17 protein-coding genes and 1 riboswitch are annotated in these 17,740 nt (G+C 58.9%); of the genes, 7 read left to right on the top strand and 10 right to left on the bottom strand.

Annotated features, from left to right (window positions below; genetic code table 11):
* Nucleotides 1-4 precede the first annotated feature (4 nt).
* From FF098_RS03050 to FF098_RS03035, 4 genes are all read right to left on the bottom strand, one after another.
* Nucleotides 5-595 (bottom strand): hypothetical protein, encoded by a 591-nt coding sequence (locus FF098_RS03050; protein ID WP_155137192.1) that lies wholly within the window; start codon nt 593-595, stop codon nt 5-7.
* 86 nt (nt 596-681) lie between these two features.
* Nucleotides 682-1,233: a hypothetical protein gene (locus tag FF098_RS03045; protein ID WP_155137189.1), complete on the bottom strand. Its 552-nt coding sequence runs from the start codon at nt 1,231-1,233 to the stop codon at nt 682-684.
* A 510-nt stretch (nt 1,234-1,743) separates the two neighbouring features.
* Entirely contained in the window at nt 1,744-2,229 is a 486-nt protein-coding gene (locus tag FF098_RS03040; protein WP_155137186.1) for a DUF4262 domain-containing protein, read from the bottom strand.
* 1,059 nt (nt 2,230-3,288) lie between these two features.
* Complete coding sequence (locus FF098_RS03035) at nt 3,289-3,537, bottom strand: hypothetical protein (RefSeq protein ID WP_155137183.1); 249 nt, start codon at nt 3,535-3,537, stop codon at nt 3,289-3,291.
* A 364-nt stretch (nt 3,538-3,901) separates the two neighbouring features.
* Between FF098_RS03035 and FF098_RS03030 the strand changes: the two genes are divergently transcribed.
* Nucleotides 3,902-5,401, top strand: a complete 1,500-nt coding sequence (locus FF098_RS03030) for an ApeA N-terminal domain 1-containing protein (RefSeq protein WP_155137180.1) — start codon at nt 3,902-3,904, stop codon at nt 5,399-5,401.
* A gap of 5 nt (nt 5,402-5,406) precedes the next feature.
* Here the strand turns inward: FF098_RS03030 and thiC are convergent, their stop codons facing one another.
* From thiC to FF098_RS03015, 3 genes are all read right to left on the bottom strand, one after another.
* On the bottom strand, nt 5,407-7,311 hold the full coding sequence (gene thiC, locus FF098_RS03025; protein WP_155137177.1) for a phosphomethylpyrimidine synthase ThiC: 1,905 nt from the start codon (nt 7,309-7,311) through the stop codon (nt 5,407-5,409).
* A gap of 27 nt (nt 7,312-7,338) precedes the next feature.
* Entirely contained in the window at nt 7,339-7,749 is a 411-nt protein-coding gene (locus FF098_RS03020; protein ID WP_155137174.1) for a DUF2065 domain-containing protein, read from the bottom strand.
* Nucleotides 7,744-7,868, bottom strand: a riboswitch (TPP riboswitch). (Overlaps the previous gene by 6 nt.)
* Nucleotides 7,869-7,938: 70 nt before the next feature.
* Nucleotides 7,939-8,838, bottom strand: coding sequence for an MBL fold metallo-hydrolase (locus FF098_RS03015; protein ID WP_155137172.1), 900 nt, complete (start codon nt 8,836-8,838; stop codon nt 7,939-7,941).
* Nucleotides 8,839-8,975: 137 nt separating this feature from the next.
* Here FF098_RS03015 and FF098_RS03010 point away from each other — a divergent pair, with 137 nt between their 5' ends.
* The 5 genes from FF098_RS03010 to FF098_RS02990 all read left to right on the top strand — a co-directional run bounded on the left by FF098_RS03010 (nt 8,976) and on the right by FF098_RS02990 (nt 13,381).
* Entirely contained in the window at nt 8,976-10,103 is a 1,128-nt protein-coding gene (locus FF098_RS03010; protein WP_166426292.1) for a patatin-like phospholipase family protein, read from the top strand.
* Between the two features lie 85 nt (nt 10,104-10,188).
* Entirely contained in the window at nt 10,189-10,461 is a 273-nt protein-coding gene (locus tag FF098_RS03005; RefSeq protein ID WP_155137166.1) for a hypothetical protein, read from the top strand.
* Between the two features lie 121 nt (nt 10,462-10,582).
* Nucleotides 10,583-11,533 carry an SMP-30/gluconolactonase/LRE family protein gene (locus FF098_RS03000; RefSeq protein ID WP_155137163.1) on the top strand — a complete coding sequence of 317 codons (951 nt, stop codon included), beginning with the start codon at nt 10,583-10,585 and terminating at the stop codon, nt 11,531-11,533.
* A 98-nt stretch (nt 11,534-11,631) separates the two neighbouring features.
* Nucleotides 11,632-12,888 carry a DUF418 domain-containing protein gene (locus FF098_RS02995; protein ID WP_155137160.1) on the top strand — a complete coding sequence of 419 codons (1,257 nt, stop codon included), beginning with the start codon at nt 11,632-11,634 and terminating at the stop codon, nt 12,886-12,888.
* A 115-nt stretch (nt 12,889-13,003) separates the two neighbouring features.
* Complete coding sequence (locus FF098_RS02990; RefSeq protein ID WP_155137157.1) at nt 13,004-13,381, top strand: hypothetical protein; 378 nt, start codon at nt 13,004-13,006, stop codon at nt 13,379-13,381.
* Nucleotides 13,382-13,464: 83 nt separating this feature from the next.
* Here the strand turns inward: FF098_RS02990 and FF098_RS02985 are convergent, their stop codons facing one another.
* Both FF098_RS02985 and FF098_RS02980 read right to left on the bottom strand, forming a co-directional pair.
* Nucleotides 13,465-13,803 carry an ArsC/Spx/MgsR family protein gene (locus tag FF098_RS02985; protein WP_155137154.1) on the bottom strand — a complete coding sequence of 113 codons (339 nt, stop codon included), beginning with the start codon at nt 13,801-13,803 and terminating at the stop codon, nt 13,465-13,467.
* A gap of 14 nt (nt 13,804-13,817) precedes the next feature.
* Nucleotides 13,818-15,113: an adenylosuccinate synthase gene (locus FF098_RS02980; protein ID WP_155137151.1), complete on the bottom strand. Its 1,296-nt coding sequence runs from the start codon at nt 15,111-15,113 to the stop codon at nt 13,818-13,820.
* A gap of 206 nt (nt 15,114-15,319) precedes the next feature.
* Here FF098_RS02980 and FF098_RS02975 point away from each other — a divergent pair, with 206 nt between their 5' ends.
* Complete coding sequence (locus FF098_RS02975) at nt 15,320-15,889, top strand: hypothetical protein (RefSeq protein ID WP_155137148.1); 570 nt, start codon at nt 15,320-15,322, stop codon at nt 15,887-15,889.
* Nucleotides 15,890-15,970: 81 nt separating this feature from the next.
* On the opposite strand, the gene serA is transcribed toward FF098_RS02975, so the two are convergent.
* Complete coding sequence (gene serA / locus FF098_RS02970) at nt 15,971-17,551, bottom strand: phosphoglycerate dehydrogenase (RefSeq protein ID WP_155137146.1); 1,581 nt, start codon at nt 17,549-17,551, stop codon at nt 15,971-15,973.
* Between the last annotated feature and the right edge of the window lie 189 nt (nt 17,552-17,740).

Below are 17,740 nucleotides of genomic sequence, written 5' to 3'. Positions count from 1 at the left end.
CCCCCTAATCCGCTGGCAGATAGACGAAGGTGCTATCGCACACAGCGGCGAGGAGCCCGGCTGTGTGGCTACCCTCCTCCGGGGTGGCGAAATCGAACGTGTCGACCGGCACGTTGAAATCCCCCGGCCAGGAATAGACGGCGCGGCCCTCGGTATCGTTGCGGGCAAAGCGGGTCAGCCCGTGCTGGGCAAGCTCGCGCGTGGCGCAGTCGACGAGATAGCCGCCCTGCTGGGAGCGATAGACCGCCTCGCCATCGATATCGTCGGCAAAGCCTGCGGGGGTGGTCTGGTCGCGCAGGAACTCGAGCCGGATCCAGGCGATTTTCACGCTGTCGGGCGCTTCGGTAAAATTGAACGGTTCGTCGACGGAGTCGAGATAGCCGATCACACCGGTGGCGATCTCCTCGGCAAAGCCCGCCTCGCTGACCGTGAGGGCGTAGACGGACTGTTCGCTATCGTCGGCAGAGGCGGTCATGATGGCCTCGAGGGCGGCAAAATCCTGCGGCGTCCAGTCTGCTGCGTCTTCTGCGGCCGCGCCGGTAGTCGCGAGAATGGATGCGGCCAGCCCGGCGAGCGCGGTGCGCGTGTGTGTCATGATTGTCCCCCTGATGATCGTTTTCGACCAGGCGAGACTAGCACGCGCCGGTGCCAGCGCTATCCCCCATTCCGGTGAAGGGCCGCTTACGGCCCGCAGGTCCAGTCGCCGGACCAGGTGCGCTCCGCGCCATCGCCACGCATGGCGGTCAGCGTCGCGTCCTGCAACAGGCCTTCATGATCGGCGCGGTCCTCGCCGGTGGGCGAAATCTCGATCGTCATGCCGCGGCCGGAAAAGCGCCCGCCATCCTCCATGCCGCCGAAGCCATCCGCCGTCTGGCTCGTCACGCGCTCGACCGTGCTGGCGATCTTGATCAGGCCATAGGCGGGCTCGTCGACGCCGGCATAGCCCGCGCCGATGAACAGCGGCGCGTCATCGCCCGCCAGGGTGAAGGCGCAGCCAAGCTCGCCATCGAGCTGGTTGGCCCGCCGGTCCGCCGCCGTGAGGGGCGAGAGCACCAGCGCGGAGCCGTCGCCGCCCTGCGTCTGCGAAGCGGGCGCGGCATCGTCGGCGGCGCGTTCGGAGATTTCCTCCGGGTCGGCCTGCGGGGCGCGTGGATCGGGAGCGTCTTCCGGCTCGCCGGAACAGGCGGCGATAAGGGCGATGGCGGCACTGGCGGCGAGCAATATGCGGGTCATGATGTTTCCTACTGGTGATCAGGCAGGAAACAGGTGGGCGGGACGATGGTTCGGTGCGGGGGTAGCATGCACGAAAAGCGCCGCCGGGTTTCCCCGCGAGCGTATGGGAATGATCCGTCTTCGCCCTTTGGGCTTCGACGCGATAAAGGGGGCTCGTGGAAGCGGGGCAGTGCCCTTCAATGTGTCTAGTGGTATGGGCAAGGCGTTCGACGGGCAAACGATTCACTGGATCGTTTGCTTTTCCGTCTCACTCCCACGGCGGTGATCTGGTGCGGGGCCGATACCCAGCTCTCCCGTCCGCACTGTCAAGGTACGGAACACCGCCCGGATCGACGATGCGAGACTTGCGCACACCCTCTCATGCAATCCGGAACCTGATGCGCCCCGCCCTCGCCCGCAGGTTACGGGAGGATGGAGCACCGCCGCCGGGTCCTCACCCGGCCTGGGGGTGGTTATAGCGGGGGTCGGGGGCGCGGGGATAAGATTGGGTGGGGACACAGGCAGGATCGCTCAATGCAGGTCCTTGTGCGGCAGGTCGAGGCGGGGTTGCGCGGCGATGACATCCTCGTGGCACCCCTCCTCCCATGGCAGCAGCTTCTCGCCGACGCCGGGCCAGAACAGCTGGAACGCGCTATAGGGGTCGGTCCGCTCCAGATAGCGCTCGTGATACCATAATCCGTAGCCGAAATAATCGGAGACCAGATTGGTCCGGTGGACGGCCCGCAGTTCGCACTTATAGCCCTCCAGCGGCTCCGGCCAGACCGACCGGTCTTCAAGGGTGCGGCCTGCCTTGAGGGCGTCGAAGACCTGCCAGAGCATGCCGTGCATGACATTTGTCCGAAGCCCGAAGATGATGACGTTTGGCAGGCCGAGGCTGGTCTCGAAGCCGATGGAATAGCAAAAGGCCGGCCCATCGTCCGGCTCGTCGGCACGGGAAGCCACGGACATGCCTTGCCAGCCATGCTTGTCGATGGCGTCGATCAGCCTCTGGTCCATGTCATCGCGGATTTTCCCCACGGTGGTGCCTTTCGTTGCGGTTATGGTGAGAGTACAGGCACCGGGACGTTGCAGCGAGTCTTTGTTGTCGGGACGCGGCGGAGTGGAAGAGATTCGAACCCGCTGGTCGTGTGGAGGGCTAGAGGAAATTAGTCAGCCGAGGCCTGTAAGGCATGGAATGCCTTTACAGGCACGGCGGCCAATTGTGAGCCGGGTTGGGTTAGTCAAGGACGGCCCGGAGGGCCGCCGGCGGAGCCGGGCATTCGGCAAATCATTGGGGTCCCATCCCCAATAATTTGCCTCATCCTTGACAAACCCGGCCCGGTGAAACACCGCAAAGTATAAAACTAACCTTCGTATTTTGGTTTGAGTCGATGATGAAGATAAGATTCTAAAAGAGATAGGGTAGTATTACAGTAGATATTCTCAAATATGATATTGCATCGAGAAACGTTCTGGAAAATCCACGCGCTGATGTTTTGTTCATGCAAATGTTGGCCTGATACCATTTCCACATCCTTTAACAAGCTTTTGGCCAAATTACTCCGCGCACTATTAGGTTGATAATGTTGAGAGGAATATCGTGGTCCAGAGTTTGGCCCGACCTTGCCTATCTTTAGCCATTCGCTTTTGAAGTTGAAGCCATACACAGCTGAGCTCCCTTTCGATAACCTTGGGCGCTGATGTGGGGCTTCCAATAACTCCAGCTCCCACTTACACGGTTGATAGTCTCCACAAGCAACAAGCACTTTAGGAAAGTCACCCATAGCTGAAATGATCTCTTCGCGCCAACCGCACATAGCCATCCCCATGTAACTTATGATGCAGTGTGAGGAGTCTAGGCCCAAAAAGCTAGTCAGCCGAGGCCTGTAAGGCAGATTTTGCCTTACAGGCACGGCGAGCAATTGTGAGCCGGGCCGGGTTAATCAAGGACGGCCCGAAGGGCCGCCAGCGAAGCTGGGCTACGCTCCTTGACAAACCCGTCCCGGTGAAACACCGCTCATCTCGTTTCAGAAAATCGTAGGGTGCATGAAGCCTAGGTGCAAAGAGCTATTGCGGTTATTCCCTTGGGAGAGATTGATATTGTTCGACGAAAGCAGAAAGTTTCTTAAGTTCGGCAAAGGGCACTTTGATACGCTCCATCAATAATTTCCCATTTGCCTTTTTCCGAATAAAGATTGAGCAGTATCCAGAGACGTCATTCAACTCAATCACATCGTATTGCGGTTCGATTTCCAGAAATACTTCTTCGCCGTCCCCAGTATCCATGTTTTGAGTCCGTCCATCAATTTCGATACGAATTTTCACCGCTGTCCCCTATTCTCAGTAGTCGTGACACTTCAGAGTATAATATAGATTTTTTATAGGTTTTATAAGCGCAAGACGGGCGCGGACAAACTTGGCGCTGACCAACCCGCCCCGGTGAAACACCGCTCATTTCGCTTCAGGAAATTGTAGGGTACATGGAGCCGAAGGCTTAATGCACCAAGCATTGTCAGATCAGAGTGGTGCATTGCGCTATCGCTCCATGCACCCTACGGCGCAATGCGCCATTGCTAAGTTGCAGAGCGCCACAGCAGTAGATTACAAAACTTCGTGAAATAAGATATGCTTAACTCAGAAACGACTACATGCCTGAAACGCTAATGAATTGTGTCCCGAGGGGAATAAAATGGATTTTGACTATCTTAAAAGCGGCGAATTCACCATAAAGGAAAATAAGACAGTCCAAGGCGAACTCATTGTCGACGGAAAAAACACAGAACTTTTCCTTAAAGACAAAGACTTTTTCATGCTAGAGAACGATAATTCGGACTATATCCATGGCATATTAGCAAGCCAAAAGAAAGTATCCTTGTTTCAATGCTTAGCAATAGCTAATGCAGGATCTTTATATAATGGAGACACATCAGTAACATTTGCTAGAATTTTCCCGCATTTCGTTATAACCGGCAATAAACATCTGTATCCAAATGATAAATCAATTAAGTCTATTACATTTCAATTGGACGATTTTCAATCTGTATTTTACGACTTTGACGCATTCGGTACGGCACTCTCTGGAAGAAAGGAAATTCTAGAATTAATAAATAGAAAGGGTTTCTACGTACGGGAATTGGATATTGGCCCCTACCCGGAAATAATGTTTTACACGGGCAAAGAATATATCTTTAAAACCGAGACAAAACTGGGTAATTTGATTATTTTTCATGCTCGAACGAGCCGTCATGGAGGCCCCACTGGTGTTGGCATCACGAGCAAACCTGCAGCGACTCTTGAATTCCACAAAAGAGTCGATTTTGAACACGCATTAAAATCTGTACACGACTTGAAATTATTTTTTGAACTTATCCTTGGGAGAGAACAGAACTTAGAAAAATTGTATATAGACGTATCACCCCCAAAGAAATTGGAGGACCAAGATGATAATTATTCTATTTTAGACGTCAAAATATCATTGCAAAAAGAAGTTTTGCGAGAAAAGGATGAACGGTCGCCCCACCCTACCGACATTTTAATACAAGCTTGCGAATACCCAGATACGTATGAAACAGTGCTGAAAAATTGGATAATGAGACAGGAAGAAAGAAGGCGGGCTAGAGAAGATATTATTTTGTCATTTAACAAAAAAATATATACGAAAGATCGTACGGTCAGTGCAGCAAATATGTTTGACCATCTTCCAGACCAAGATGTCCCAAAGAAAAAGCGACTTAGTCGAGAAGTCTCTAATATAAGAAGCCGATTCAAGGAAGAATTGAAGCAGCTTGAAGAGTCGCCTGAGCGATCCTCATTACTCAACGCCTTGGGACGCTTAGGCGCGCCAAGTCTAAAGGATCGAATATGTCACCGGGCAAATATAGTAACCACAGCGCAACCTAAGCGATTTAAAGACTTAGACGTTGTCTGCAGGCATGCCGCTGATTACAGAAATTACTTGGTTCACAATTCAAAAACGAAATTCGAATACGAACAACACTTTTTTATTCAAGCGTTCCTAACGGATACATTAGAGTTTGTATTCTGTGCATCTGAGTTAATCGAATGCGGTTGGAATTTCGATGAATGGCTGAGTAATGGATCCTCTTTGTCGCATAGATTTGCTACTTATGTGTACAATTACGAAAGCGGACTGGAAGAATTTCATTCATTTTTGAATAAATACAAATAAGTCCCTCACAAGCCCCTGTTCGCCTTTTTCACAGCGTCTTCTTCCAGATACAGCTCGCCGCCCATTTCCTCGTATTTTTTCGACATCTGCTCCATGCCTTCGCGGGCTTCTGCCGTGGCGGCCTCTAAATCCGCTTTCTCGTTGTCGCTGAGGCCGTCGGCGTAGTCGCGGACGTCCTGGGTGATCTTCATGGAGCAGAATTTCGGGCCGCACATACTGCAGAAATGGGCGACCTTGTGGGCTTCCTTGGGCAGGGTCTGGTCGTGGAAGTCGCGCGCCGTTTCCGGGTCCAGCGCCAGGTTGAACTGGTCCTCCCATCGGAACTCGAACCGGGCGCGGGACAGGGCGTCGTCGCGCAAATGCGCTGCCGGGTGGCCCTTGGCGAGGTCCGCCGCATGGGCCGCCAGCTTGTATGTGATGACCCCGACCTTGACGTCGTCGCGGTTGGGCAGGCCCAGATGCTCCTTGGGCGTCACATAGCACAGCATCGCCGTGCCGAACCAGCCGATCATCGCCGCGCCGATGCCGGAAGTGATGTGGTCATAGCCCGGCGCGATATCGGTCGTCAGCGGCCCGAGGGTGTAGAACGGCGCCTCGCCGCATTCGCGCAGCTGCTTGTCCATGTTGATCTTGATCTTGTGCATGGGCACATGGCCCGGCCCCTCGATCATCACCTGGCAGCCATGGCCCCAGGCGACTTTCGTCAGCTCACCGAGGGTTTCAAGCTCAGCGAACTGGGCGCGGTCATTCGCATCCGCCGTCGAGCCGGGGCGCATGCCGTCGCCGAGCGAGAAGGTGACGTCATACTGGCGCATGATCTCGCAGATCTCGGCGAACTTCGTATAGAGGAAACTCTCGCGGTGATGGGCGAGGCACCATTTCGCCATGATCGAGCCGCCGCGCGAGACGATGCCGGTGACCCGATCCGCGGTCAGATGAATGTAGGGCAGGCGCACACCGGCATGGATGGTGAAATAGTCGACCCCCTGCTCGCACTGCTCGATCAGCGTGTCGCGATAGACCTCCCAGGTCAGGTCCTCGGCGACGCCGCCGACCTTTTCCAGCGCCTGATAGATCGGCACGGTGCCGATGGGCACGGGGGAATTGCGGATGATCCATTCGCGGGTGTTGTGGATGTTGCGGCCCGTCGACAGGTCCATGACATTGTCCGCACCCCAGCGGGTCGCCCAGACCATCTTGTCGACCTCTTCCTCTACGCTCGAGGTGACGGCGGAGTTGCCGATATTGGCGTTGATCTTCACGAGGAAGTTGCGGCCGATGATCTGCGGCTCCAGCTCCGGGTGGTTGATGTTGGACGGGATGACGGCGCGGCCGCGGGCGACCTCATCGCGCACGAACTCCGCCGTGATGAAGGGCGGGATGTCGGCGCCGAAGGACTCGCCCTGCGCGATCGTCTTCTCCGCGTCTTCCAGCGCCTGTTTGCGGCCGAGGTTTTCGCGGATGGCGATGTATTCCATCTCTTTGGTGATGATGCCGGCGCGGGCGAATTCCAGCTGGGTGACAGGCCCGGTGCCGGTGCCGCGCAGGGGGCGGTTGCGGACGGGAAACTCGCGGGCGAGATACTTTCCTTGAGCGCCGCCATTATCCTCCGGCTTGACCTCCCGGCCCTCATATTCCTCGACGTTTCCACGCTCGAGCACCCAGGCGGTGCGATGGCGGGCGAGGCCTTTTTCGACGTCGATGGTGACCGCCGGGTCCGTATACGGACCGGTCGTGTCATAGACCGGCACGTTCGGCTCGTTCGCCGACGGGTGCAGCTCGATCTCGCGGATCGGCACGCGCACATCGTCGAACCGGTCTGACTGGACGTAGACCTTTTTCGAGGCCGGCAGCGGCCCGGTGGTGACCTGCGGGGTCTGGAATTCGGACTGGTCGATGTGCTTGTTCATGGAAGGTCCCCTTTCAAGGAAAATAGTTTACAGCCCTGCCCGGCCGATGAGGCCACCCAGCAGCAGGAAGGCGCCGATCAGGATCGTCACGACGGCGAAGATCTTCGAGATGCCCGGGCGCACGAGGGACGTGCCGATGCGCACCAGCGGGTCCGGGAAAGCGATGAGGATCAGGCCTTCGATCAGTGCGGCCCAGCCGACCAGCGTCACGATGATCGCGAGCGGCGAGGACCAGATATTGTGGGCGATGATGATGGCGGTGCCGATGGCGAAGGCGACGACGCCTGTGACATAGGTCAGCGCGCTTTCCGGGCCGAAATCCATCATCCAGCGCTGCCAGCGGCCATGGGAGATGAGACCCGACAGGCCGGCAGCGACCATGTAGAGGCCAAGCGCTTTCGCCAGATGCAGGGTGAGGACGGTGGTGGTCTCGAACATATATGGCTCCTTCCCTACGCCGGCCTCTTCACGCCCTCTTTGAGGGTCAGAAGTTTCCCGGATCAGGTTCAAAGGGTACGATCTCAGCCTTCGACATGAAGGCGCCCCTAGGCACTAAACTGAGTCATAAAGGATGTGCCCCCTTCCGTCAAAGGCCCGGTCAAAGAGAGACGGGGCCGCAGGAGCCGATCAGTCTTCCATGTTCTTGTAGATGATGCGCTGCTCGCCGGGGTCGGAGAACCAGTCCATGGTGTCGGCATCGAGAGAGGATGAGCCCATTACGGGGACATGGATGCCGATGAGCTGGTCGGCGTTCAGCAGCTCGGCAAGACCCGGCTCGTCCAGCAGCCAGAAGGGCACGAGGGCGACATCGGTCCGGTGCTCGGCAAAGGCGGCGCGATGGGGCTCGAGGTCTTCCGGATAATCATCCGTGTCGCCGAGATGCAGGATGGTGAGATCCTGCTCGGAGATGCCCGCCCCCGCCGCCTCGGCGACCGACCGTTCGAAAGGCGGCAGGGCGAACCAGTAGACGACATGCTGGCGGCCGCCGTGGGGAACCTGAAAGAAGCGCCATGTGAAGTTGGCGCCGTGGTTCAGCGGCGAAGCAATGCCGTCGCGCCCGGCCAGCGGCACGACCTGTTTCAGCACCGGCTGGGCCGGCGTCTCCCGCCCCTCGCCCTCGACCTTCAGGTCTGCGGGCACAAGCGCGTAAACGTCCGGATGGGCGGTGAGGTAGTCGGTTATCGCGGCAGGCCCGTAATGGTCCTTGTGGGCGTGGGTGACGAAGACGTCCGTGATGCCATCAAAGGGGTCATCGCCCGCGACCATCGCAGCGTGGATGGCCGCGGGCGTCTCGACATAGTCGCCGAGGCCGTCATCATAGAGAGCATCCACGGCGATCTTGGCAGGGCCGTATTCGATCACCACGCCCTCATTGCCGACATAGGTGATGACACCGCCAAGGGGCAAGGCGTCCGACGGCAGGGAAGCGGGCGGCAGGGAACCGGCAATCTCTTCGTCCTGCGCGAAAGCCGGCCGGAGGATTGCCGACACGGCGACCACGCATGCGATCATCGAAACTGTTTTCATCGAGGCACTCCCCCTTTTCGGCCCATACTAAACCACGGGCGTTGCAGGGCGGCAAACAATTCGATGCCGCCGCGGCATTACCGGGACTGGAAAGCGCCTGGCAATCAGGGCATTACTTGCCGAAAAAGACAGGGCCCATGGAACAAGAGACAGACAAGACAGCGCTTATCCTGACCGGCGGTGGTGCGCGTGGCGCATACCAGGTCGGGGTGCTGTGCGCGCTGGGCGAGGCGCTGGGCGCGAAGGAGCGGCCGTTCGATGTAATCACCGGGGTTTCCGTTGGCGCGATCAACGCCGCCTGCCTGACGGCTGACGCCGACAATATCGGCCTCGCAATCCGCAAGCTTGGCGCGTTGTGGGCAGGGCTTCATACCGACAGCATCTATCGCGCCGATGTGGCGACCATGGCCAGGACGATCCTGTCCTATGGTGCAGCGGCAACGTTCGGATGGGCCGGGGCGCGACCGCCGAAGTCGATCCTCGACAACCAGCCGCTGCGCGAGCTGCTGCGGCGCGAGGTTGATTTCGACCGGCTGGCTGAGATGGTCGAGGGGCCAACGCTGGATGCGCTGGCGATTACCGCATCTTCCTATGAGGACGGCACCTCCGTATCCTTCTATCATGGATCGACCCCGGCGCGGCCCTGGCAGCGTTCCCGCCGGATCGGCACGACGGGCAGGATCACGGCAGAACACATCATGGCGTCTGCCGCGCTGCCCTTCGTCTTTCCGTCGGTGAAGATAGATGATGAGTATTACGGCGATGGTGCCCTGCGCCAGATTGCGCCGCTGTCGCCAGCGATCCATCTGGGCTGCAACAGGCTGTTCCTGATCGGTGCACGGGATGCGGAAATCGGCGGCGAGCCGGAAAACGCCCCTGCCTATCCCTCCCCCGGTGTCATCGCCGGCCAGTTGCTGGACATCGTGTTCAACGACAATCTGGAGGCAGACGTCGAAAGGCTGAAGCGGATCAACTCGACGCTCGACTCCATGATGCCGGAACGGCGCGCCCTGACGGACCTGCACCATGTCGATGTCATGATGCTGCAACCATCCGAAGATGTTCGGAAAATCGCGGCGCGGCATGTCGCGGAGCTGCCATGGTCGGTCAAGGCCTTGCTGCGGGCACTCGGTGCCTGGAAAGCGCCGTGGGTGCTGCCATCATACCTGATGTTCGAGCCCGGCTATATCCGTGCCCTGATGGATCTCGGTCGCAAGGATGCGCTGGAGCGTATCGACGAGATCAGGGACTTCCTGCGTTGCTGATTCCCGCTTTGCCGGAACCCCGCCCGGGAACCAACCCGCAAGAATTATGGTTAATCCTTCATCGGCAATGAACGAGGAGATGACCATGACCCGATATTCCCTGATCGCAGTTCTGTGCGCTTTCGGCCTTGCGGCTGCCGGGTGCGAAACGATGGAACGCAATGAATCCGACGCCGAGAAACGCCAGGATGTCTATGACGAAATTGGCGAAGCGGCAGAAGAGCTTGGCGACGCCATGACCAGCGAAGAAGAAGACTTCGGCGATGAATGGAATGAGGCCGGAGACGAGATTGGCGATGAAGTCGAGGACTTTGACGATGATGACGACATCATCGACACCGATGACGACGGCAACTGATAGCCCCTGAACAGATATGATGAAAGCTGCAGGCCGCTCGACTGGTGGCGGCCTGCACATACCGGGATTGCGCTTGTTCGCCTGTCCGGATTACCTTTCCTCAGAAAAGAGGAGAGGAAACATGATGATGAAAACCCTGGGCATGTTGCTGCTGACAAGCGCCATGACCGCCGGCCTTGCTGCCTGCGGCGAGCAAGCCAAAACCGACAACGACACAACATCCGGCGCAGCGACCCAAGACAGTTCGGTTGCCGAGCAATCAGACCAGACCGCCTCTGACAGCACCAGTGCCTCAATCCCCTCCCTGACGGAACTCTGGGTAACCGACGGCTTCGCCGCGCCGGAAGGCGTGACCCTGTCGGCCGATGGCGGCTTCTACTATGTCTCCAATGTCAATGGCGGCGGCAGCGATGTCGACAATAACGGATTCATCTCCAAGATGAGCCTCGACGGTGACATTTCCGATCTCGACTGGATTACCGGGCTGAATGCCCCCAAGGGCATGGCCCTTCATGATGGCAAGCTGTACGTGTCGGACATCGTATCGCTCGTCGTGATCGACGCCGAACGCGGCGCGGTTATCGACACGATACCGATGCAGGATTCTTCATTCCTGAACGATGTGACCTATGTGCCTGGCCATGGCATTCTCGTATCGGACTCCGGCACCGCCACGATTTATCAGTATAATGATGGTGTTCCGTCGGTCTGGATGCAGGATGAGCGCCTGGCCCGCGTCAATGGCCTGCTTGCCCATGATGGTGCCCTGCTGGTCGCGGCGATGGAGGCCGGTGAGCTCCTGTCTGTCGACCTGCAGACAAAGGAGATTACGCTCATTGCGGGCGGCATGGAAAATGCCGACATGATGGCACCGCTGGACAATGGCGGTTATCTCGTCTCCTCCTGGCCTGGGATCATCCATTATGTCAGCCCGGAAGGCGAACGAATGACCGTTCAGGACACGGTCGACCTGCCGGTCAACATGAACGACTTCACCATGAATGGCGACGTGCTGGTGACGCCGAACTGGCGACCGGGAACCGTGCGCGCCTATCGCGTGGACATGCCCTGACTGGTTTCCCGGCGAGGCCATCGCGCTTGCACCCTCCTGCAATATCACGGAGAATGCGCGACTGAGGGCCAGCAAGAGAAAATCAGGGGAACAGGATCATGGCAACGGCAGATACACCGGTTCGCGAGGGCGACCGTCTCGATTACCTCGATGTGCTGAGGGGCTTTGCCGTTCTTGCCATCTTTGCGGTGAACATAAAAGGCATGGCTGCGCCATTTGCCTATTACATGAACGCCAGCCTGTGGCCGGGCGAATACGACCTGCTGGTCGCGGAAATCCAGGCCTTCATCATCGACAACAAATGGCGCACGAACTTTACGGCGCTGTTCGGGGCCGGACTGGTGCTGATCAGCATGAAAGCGGACGCCGCCGGTGCGAAGGGCACCGGGCGCATCCTCTTGCGCAATAGCTGGCTGCTGCTGTTCGGGGTCATCCACCTGTTGCTGATCTGGATGGGTGACATACTGACGGTCTATGCGCTGACCGGGTTTGTCGCGATCTGGTTCCGCAACCTGTCCGGCCGCACGCTCGGCTGGTGCACACTCGGCATCATGATCGTTGCGCTGGCCTGGACCAGCATGTTCGGCGTCGGCCCTGCCTTTGTGCCGGAACTGGGGGCAGAGGTCTCGGCCATCATGTGGGGGTCTGACCCTGCTGTTCTGGATGCCGAAACGGCAACCTATCTCGGCGGTGTCGGCGGGCATATCCAGAACAGGCTGCACTCTGCTTTCGATTATCTCGTCATGTATGGCCTTGTCGGCGGGCAGTTCCTGCTGACGCTGTCGATCATGCTGGCCGGCATGTGGCTGTTCAAGATCGGCTTCTACAAGGGCGCGTGGTCCGGCGGGAACTATCTGTTGCTGGCGATCATCGGCCTTGCGCTGGCCTGGGGGCTGGAGGCACTGCATGCCAATGCCATGGCAAGCTCCGGCTGGTCGTTCGAGACATTCAGCATCTACACGCCGGTCGCGACCATCGCAGGCCTGGTCGGCGCCTTCGGCTATGCCGCGCTGGTCGGATTCCTGCTGAAAATCGGGCTGAAGCTGCGCCCGGTGGCCGCAGCCGGCAGGATGGCATTTACCAACTACATCTCCTGTTCATTGATCGGCACGACGATCTTCTATGGCCATGCAGGTGGGCTGTTTGGCCAGGTGACGAACCTGCAGCTGATGGGCATCGTCGGGGTAACCTGGCTGGCGATCCTGATCTGGTCGCCGATCTGGCTGAAACATTTCCATTTCGGCCCGCTGGAATGGCTTTGGCGGTCCCTCACCTATTGGCAGGTCCAGCCGTTCCGCCGGAAGGCTCGCGACGAAGCGCCGCCCGAGCGCACCGAGAGTGCCGAAACGGCCTGATATTCTTCACGCGTTAATGGTCGACCTCAATTCCTGCTCACGCCGATGTCAGGGAACGAGACGGCGGTTGCGCCCGTTTTCCCCCTGCATTCGCAAATTGCAAGGAGGAAAGACCATGAAGTTTTTTGCAGCAGCCAGCGCCGCCGCCATTGCCCTGTCGGGCGCCGCAATTGCCGGTGATTATGGCGACAAGGAAATGAGCGTCGAAGACAAGTTCGCCAAGATGGACACAGATTCCAATGGCATCGTGACCGAGGCCGAATTCCTCGCGTCTTTCGAGGAGAAAGTCGCCATGAAGCAGGAGGAAGGCAAATGGACCGACTGGACCGATGAGGACATCGTCGCGAAGTCGACTGAATCCTTCAACAAGATGGGGGGCGAAGATGGTGCCCTGACCCTCGAAGAGGCGGAAGAATATTACGCCATGAAGAAAGAGAAAATGGACGACAAGGATTGGGGTGACAAAAAAGATAAAGAAGACAAGGACTGGTAGGGTCCGTACCCGTCACATATGACTCTCTGAAAACTGCCACCTGCGATTTTAGCGGGTGGCTTTTTTATGGCCGAAAGTGAAGGCTAGAGCAGCCCCTGTTTCGAGGTCGGGGTCCAGCCGACGAAGACCTCGTCACCGGTCTCCACCACCGGGCGCTTGATCAGTGTCGGATGCTCGGCGAGCAGGCTGGCGGCGTCTTTCCCCATGGCCTGATCTTTCTGTTCTTCAGTAAGGCCGCGCCATGTGGTCGAGCGGCGATTGACCAGCGCCTCGGCGCCAACGGCCTTGAGCCAACGCGTGATGCGGGCCTTCGTCACCTCCCCACCGCGCATATCGATCAGCTCGAGCTCACGGCCTGAGGCGGCAAGCTCCTTCATCGCCTTTCGGCAGGTGTCGCAGTTTTTCAGGCCGTAAACTTTCATTGGAGAAGTCTCCTTTACTCATCCTTATACGGATCGCGCATGAGTATGACGTCTTCGCGTTCCGGCGAGGTGGAAACGAGAGCGACCGGCGTATCGATCAGCTCCTCGATCCGGCGAACATATTTGACCGCCTCTGCCGGCAGGTCGGCCCAGGACCGTGCCCCGGCGGTCGAGCCGTGCCAGCCTTCCATGTCTTCATAGATCGGCTTGACAGTGCGCTGGGCGTCCATGCCGGCAGGAAGGTAATCGACACGCTCGCCATCGACCTCATAGCCGATGCAGACCTTCAGCGTGTCAAAACCATCGAGCACGTCGAGCTTGGTCAGGGCGATGCCGTGGACGCCGGAGAGTTTCAGCGTCTGCTTGACGAGTGCCGCATCGAACCAGCCGCACCGGCGCTGGCGACCGGTATTGGTGCCGAACTCATGGCCACGCTCGCCAAGGCGCTGACCAACGGGGCCGGTATCTTCCGTCGGGAACGGCCCCTCACCCACGCGGGTCGTATAGGCCTTCACGATGCCGAGCACATAGCCAACGGCGGACGGGCCGATGCCCGCGCCAGCCGCTGCCTGCCCGGCGACGGTGTTGGAGGACGTGACGAACGGATAGGTGCCGTGATCGACATCGAGCAGGATACCCTGGGCACCCTCGAACAAGACGCGTTTGCCGGCCTCGCGCTGCTCATGCAGGATCTTCCAGGCTGGCCCGGCAAAAGGCAGGATCTTCGGCGCGATCTCCTTCAGTTGGGCGACGAGGTCATCCGGAGCGATCTCCGCCTCGCCGAGGCCGCGGCGGATGGCATTGTGGTGGGTCAAGAGGCGCTCGACCTTTTCGGCCAGCGTGTCTGGATGGGCGAGATCGACGACGCGGATGGCGCGGCGGCCGACTTTATCTTCGTAGGCCGGGCCGATGCCGCGCTTGGTCGTACCGATCTTGCCGTCGCCCGCCGCATTCTCGCGCAGGGCATCAAGCTCGCCATGGAGCGGCAGGATGAGGCAGGCATTCTCTGCGATGACGAGGTTTTCCGGGCTGATGGCGACGCCCTGCCCGCGCAGGCGCTCCATCTCGTCGGCCAGCGCCCACGGATCGACGACAACGCCATTGCCGATCATCGACAGCTTGCCCGGGCGCACAATGCCGGAAGGCAAGAGCGCCAGCTTGTAGACCTTGCCGTCGATGACGAGGGTGTGCCCGGCATTATGACCGCCCTGGAAACGCACCACCACGTCGGCGCGCGCAGACAGCCAGTCCACCAGCTTGCCCTTGCCCTCATCGCCCCACTGGGCGCCGATTACCGCAACATCTGCCATGTCAATTTTCCTGTCACAGGCTTGTCAAAAACCGCGCGGACAATGGACGCTAACGGGACGAAGGGCAAGCGCAACGGGCCGCTTTGACGGGGTATTTTTCCCCGGTACAGTATTGCCGGGAATTAACGCTGGTAAGCGTTGCCTGTGCCACGAATCCGGCACATTCGGGCAGCATCCATGGAGGCGGCAGAAACCGGAGCAGAGCCATGAAAAAAGATCGACCGACCAAGCCATTCACCGCCACCGCGCTTGTTGCTGGCGCCCTCGGGCTGTTCAGCCTTGGCGCCTGCAAGCTGCAGGGCAGTGCCGCCGAAGGCCCGCCTGCCGACGCGGCCGTGAGCGAAGCACAGACGGTTTCGAGCTATTTCTCGATCTATGCCTATGGCCCGACAAAGGTGATGTATCCGGTCGAGGGGCAGAAAGCCGCCCTGCTGCTGGAATTTCCAAACGAGAGCAAATCGATCTCCGCGAGCGGCAAGCTGTTCGTCTTTGCCGAAGATGCAAGCGAGGACATGATCCAGGTCTGGTGGAACAACCAGTATTCGGACGCCCTCTTCCCCAACGTGGCAAAACCGGTGGAGACCATAACCCTCGGCAACAGGCTGGAAATCGTCTCAGCCGAGATGACCGGCACGGAACGCCCGCGCGAGGACCAGTCCTATGACGTGATGGCCGTGACCTATCGCATCGCCAATGTGCCGACCGAACGCTTCACGCTCGAAGGGTTCGAAGGCGAGACCACCGTATACGTCATGATGGAAGGCAAGCGGCCTTGAGGTAATCAACGACAGAATAAAAAAGGCGGCTCGGTTGAGCCGCCTTTTTTCTGATAATGGGTGTCGCGATAAGTGCCGCCCTTAAAAACTGAGCGCCTTGGCCTTCTTTACATGCTTGATGGCGCGGACAGCTTCCAGCACTTCCGGCGTAACCTCCGAGTCCACGGCGAGCAGCGCGATGGCATCGCCGCCTGCCGTGCCGCGGCCGAGATTGAAGGTCGCGATGTTGATGCCATGCTCGCCCAACGTCGAGCCGAGGGCACCGATGAAGCCCGGCTTGTCCTCGTTCGTGACGTAGAGCATGTGCTCGGAGAAGGTCGCCTCCATCTCCACGCCCTTGATCTCGACAAGGCGCGGAATGCCGCCGAAGATCGTGCCGGTGACGGTGCGGGTGAACCGCTCCGTCGTCACCTTCAGCTGCATCGTGGAATTGAAGTTGCGCGCCTTCTCGGTCACCGTCTCGGTGATCTCGATGCCCCGGTCGGATGCGATCGAGGGTGCGTTGACGATGTTCACGCCCTGCAGCATTGGCTTGAGGATCGCGGCGATGGCGGCCTGTGTCAGCGGCTTGCGGTTCAACTTGGAGACAGACCCGGCATAGGTGATCTCGATCGCCTTAACACCCGTCTCTGTCAGCTGCCCGGCGAAGGAGCCAAGGTCTTCGGCAAGCGCCAGATAGGGCCGCAGTTTCGGTGCTTCCTCGGCGGTCACCGACGGCATGTTCAGCGCATTGGTGATGGCGCCGGTCAGCAGGTAATCGGCCATCTGCTCGGCGACCTGCAGGGCGACGTTTTCCTGCGCCTCGGTCGTCGCCGCGCCAAGATGGGGTGTACAGACGACACTCTTGTGGCCGAACAGCGGATGCTCTGTCGCCGGCTCGGTCGCGAACACATCGAGCGCCGCCGCCGCGACATGGCCGGAATCGAGCGCCTCCTTCAGCGCTTCTTCGTCGACGAGACCGCCGCGGGCGCAGTTGACGATGCGCACGCCCTTCTTGGTCTTGGCGAGGCTTTCCTTCGACAGGATGTTCTTCGTCTGCTCGGTCAGGGGCGTATGAATGGTGATGAAGTCGGCACGGGCGAGAAGCTCGTCCAGTTCGACTTTCTCAACGCCCAGTTCAACCGCGCGGTCTGGTGTCAGATACGGGTCAAAGGCAGCGACTTTCATCTTCAGGCCGAGGGCGCGGGAGGCGACGATGGACCCGATATTGCCGCAACCGATGAGGCCGAGGGTCTTTCCGTATACTTCCGTTCCCATGAAGGCCGATTTCTCCCACTTGCCCTGATGAGTGGAGGCATTGGCCTGGGGGATCTGGCGGGCGATGGCGAACATCATGGCGATGGCGTGTTCCGCCGTCGTGATCGCATTGCCGAACGGTGTGTTCATGACGACAACACCGGCATTCGTTGCGGCCTCGAGATCGATATTGTCGACGCCGATACCGGCGCGGCCGATCACCTTCAGGTTTGGCGCAGCAGCGATGACATCAGCCGTCGCCTTGGTGGCGGAACGCACGGCGAGGCCATCGGCATCGGCGATGGCTTCGAGCAGGGCCGCCTTGTCCTTGCCGAGGTCGGGTTCATAGACGACATCTAGGCCGCGATCCTTGAAGATCTGCACGGCGGTCGGTGACAGCTTGTCGGAAATGAGAATTTTAGGCATGGGGTAGTACTCCTTGTCAGGATAAATTTAGCAAACTTGTGAGAGATAATTCGGCTTATACGCGCCCGTGCCTCGTCCTTCGTGGGCCGGCAAGCCGGCCACCTCAGGATGAAGCACTCCTTGAGTTACAGATACGCCCTCATCCTGAGGCACCCGCGCAGCGGGCCTCGAAGGATCAGGCCGAAATGC

Origin of the sequence: Aquisalinus luteolus, from assembly GCF_009712425.2 — a bacterium.
GTDB lineage: Bacteria > Pseudomonadota > Alphaproteobacteria > Caulobacterales > Parvularculaceae > Aquisalinus > Aquisalinus luteolus.
This window is presented reverse-complemented; position numbering and strand designations above follow the sequence as displayed.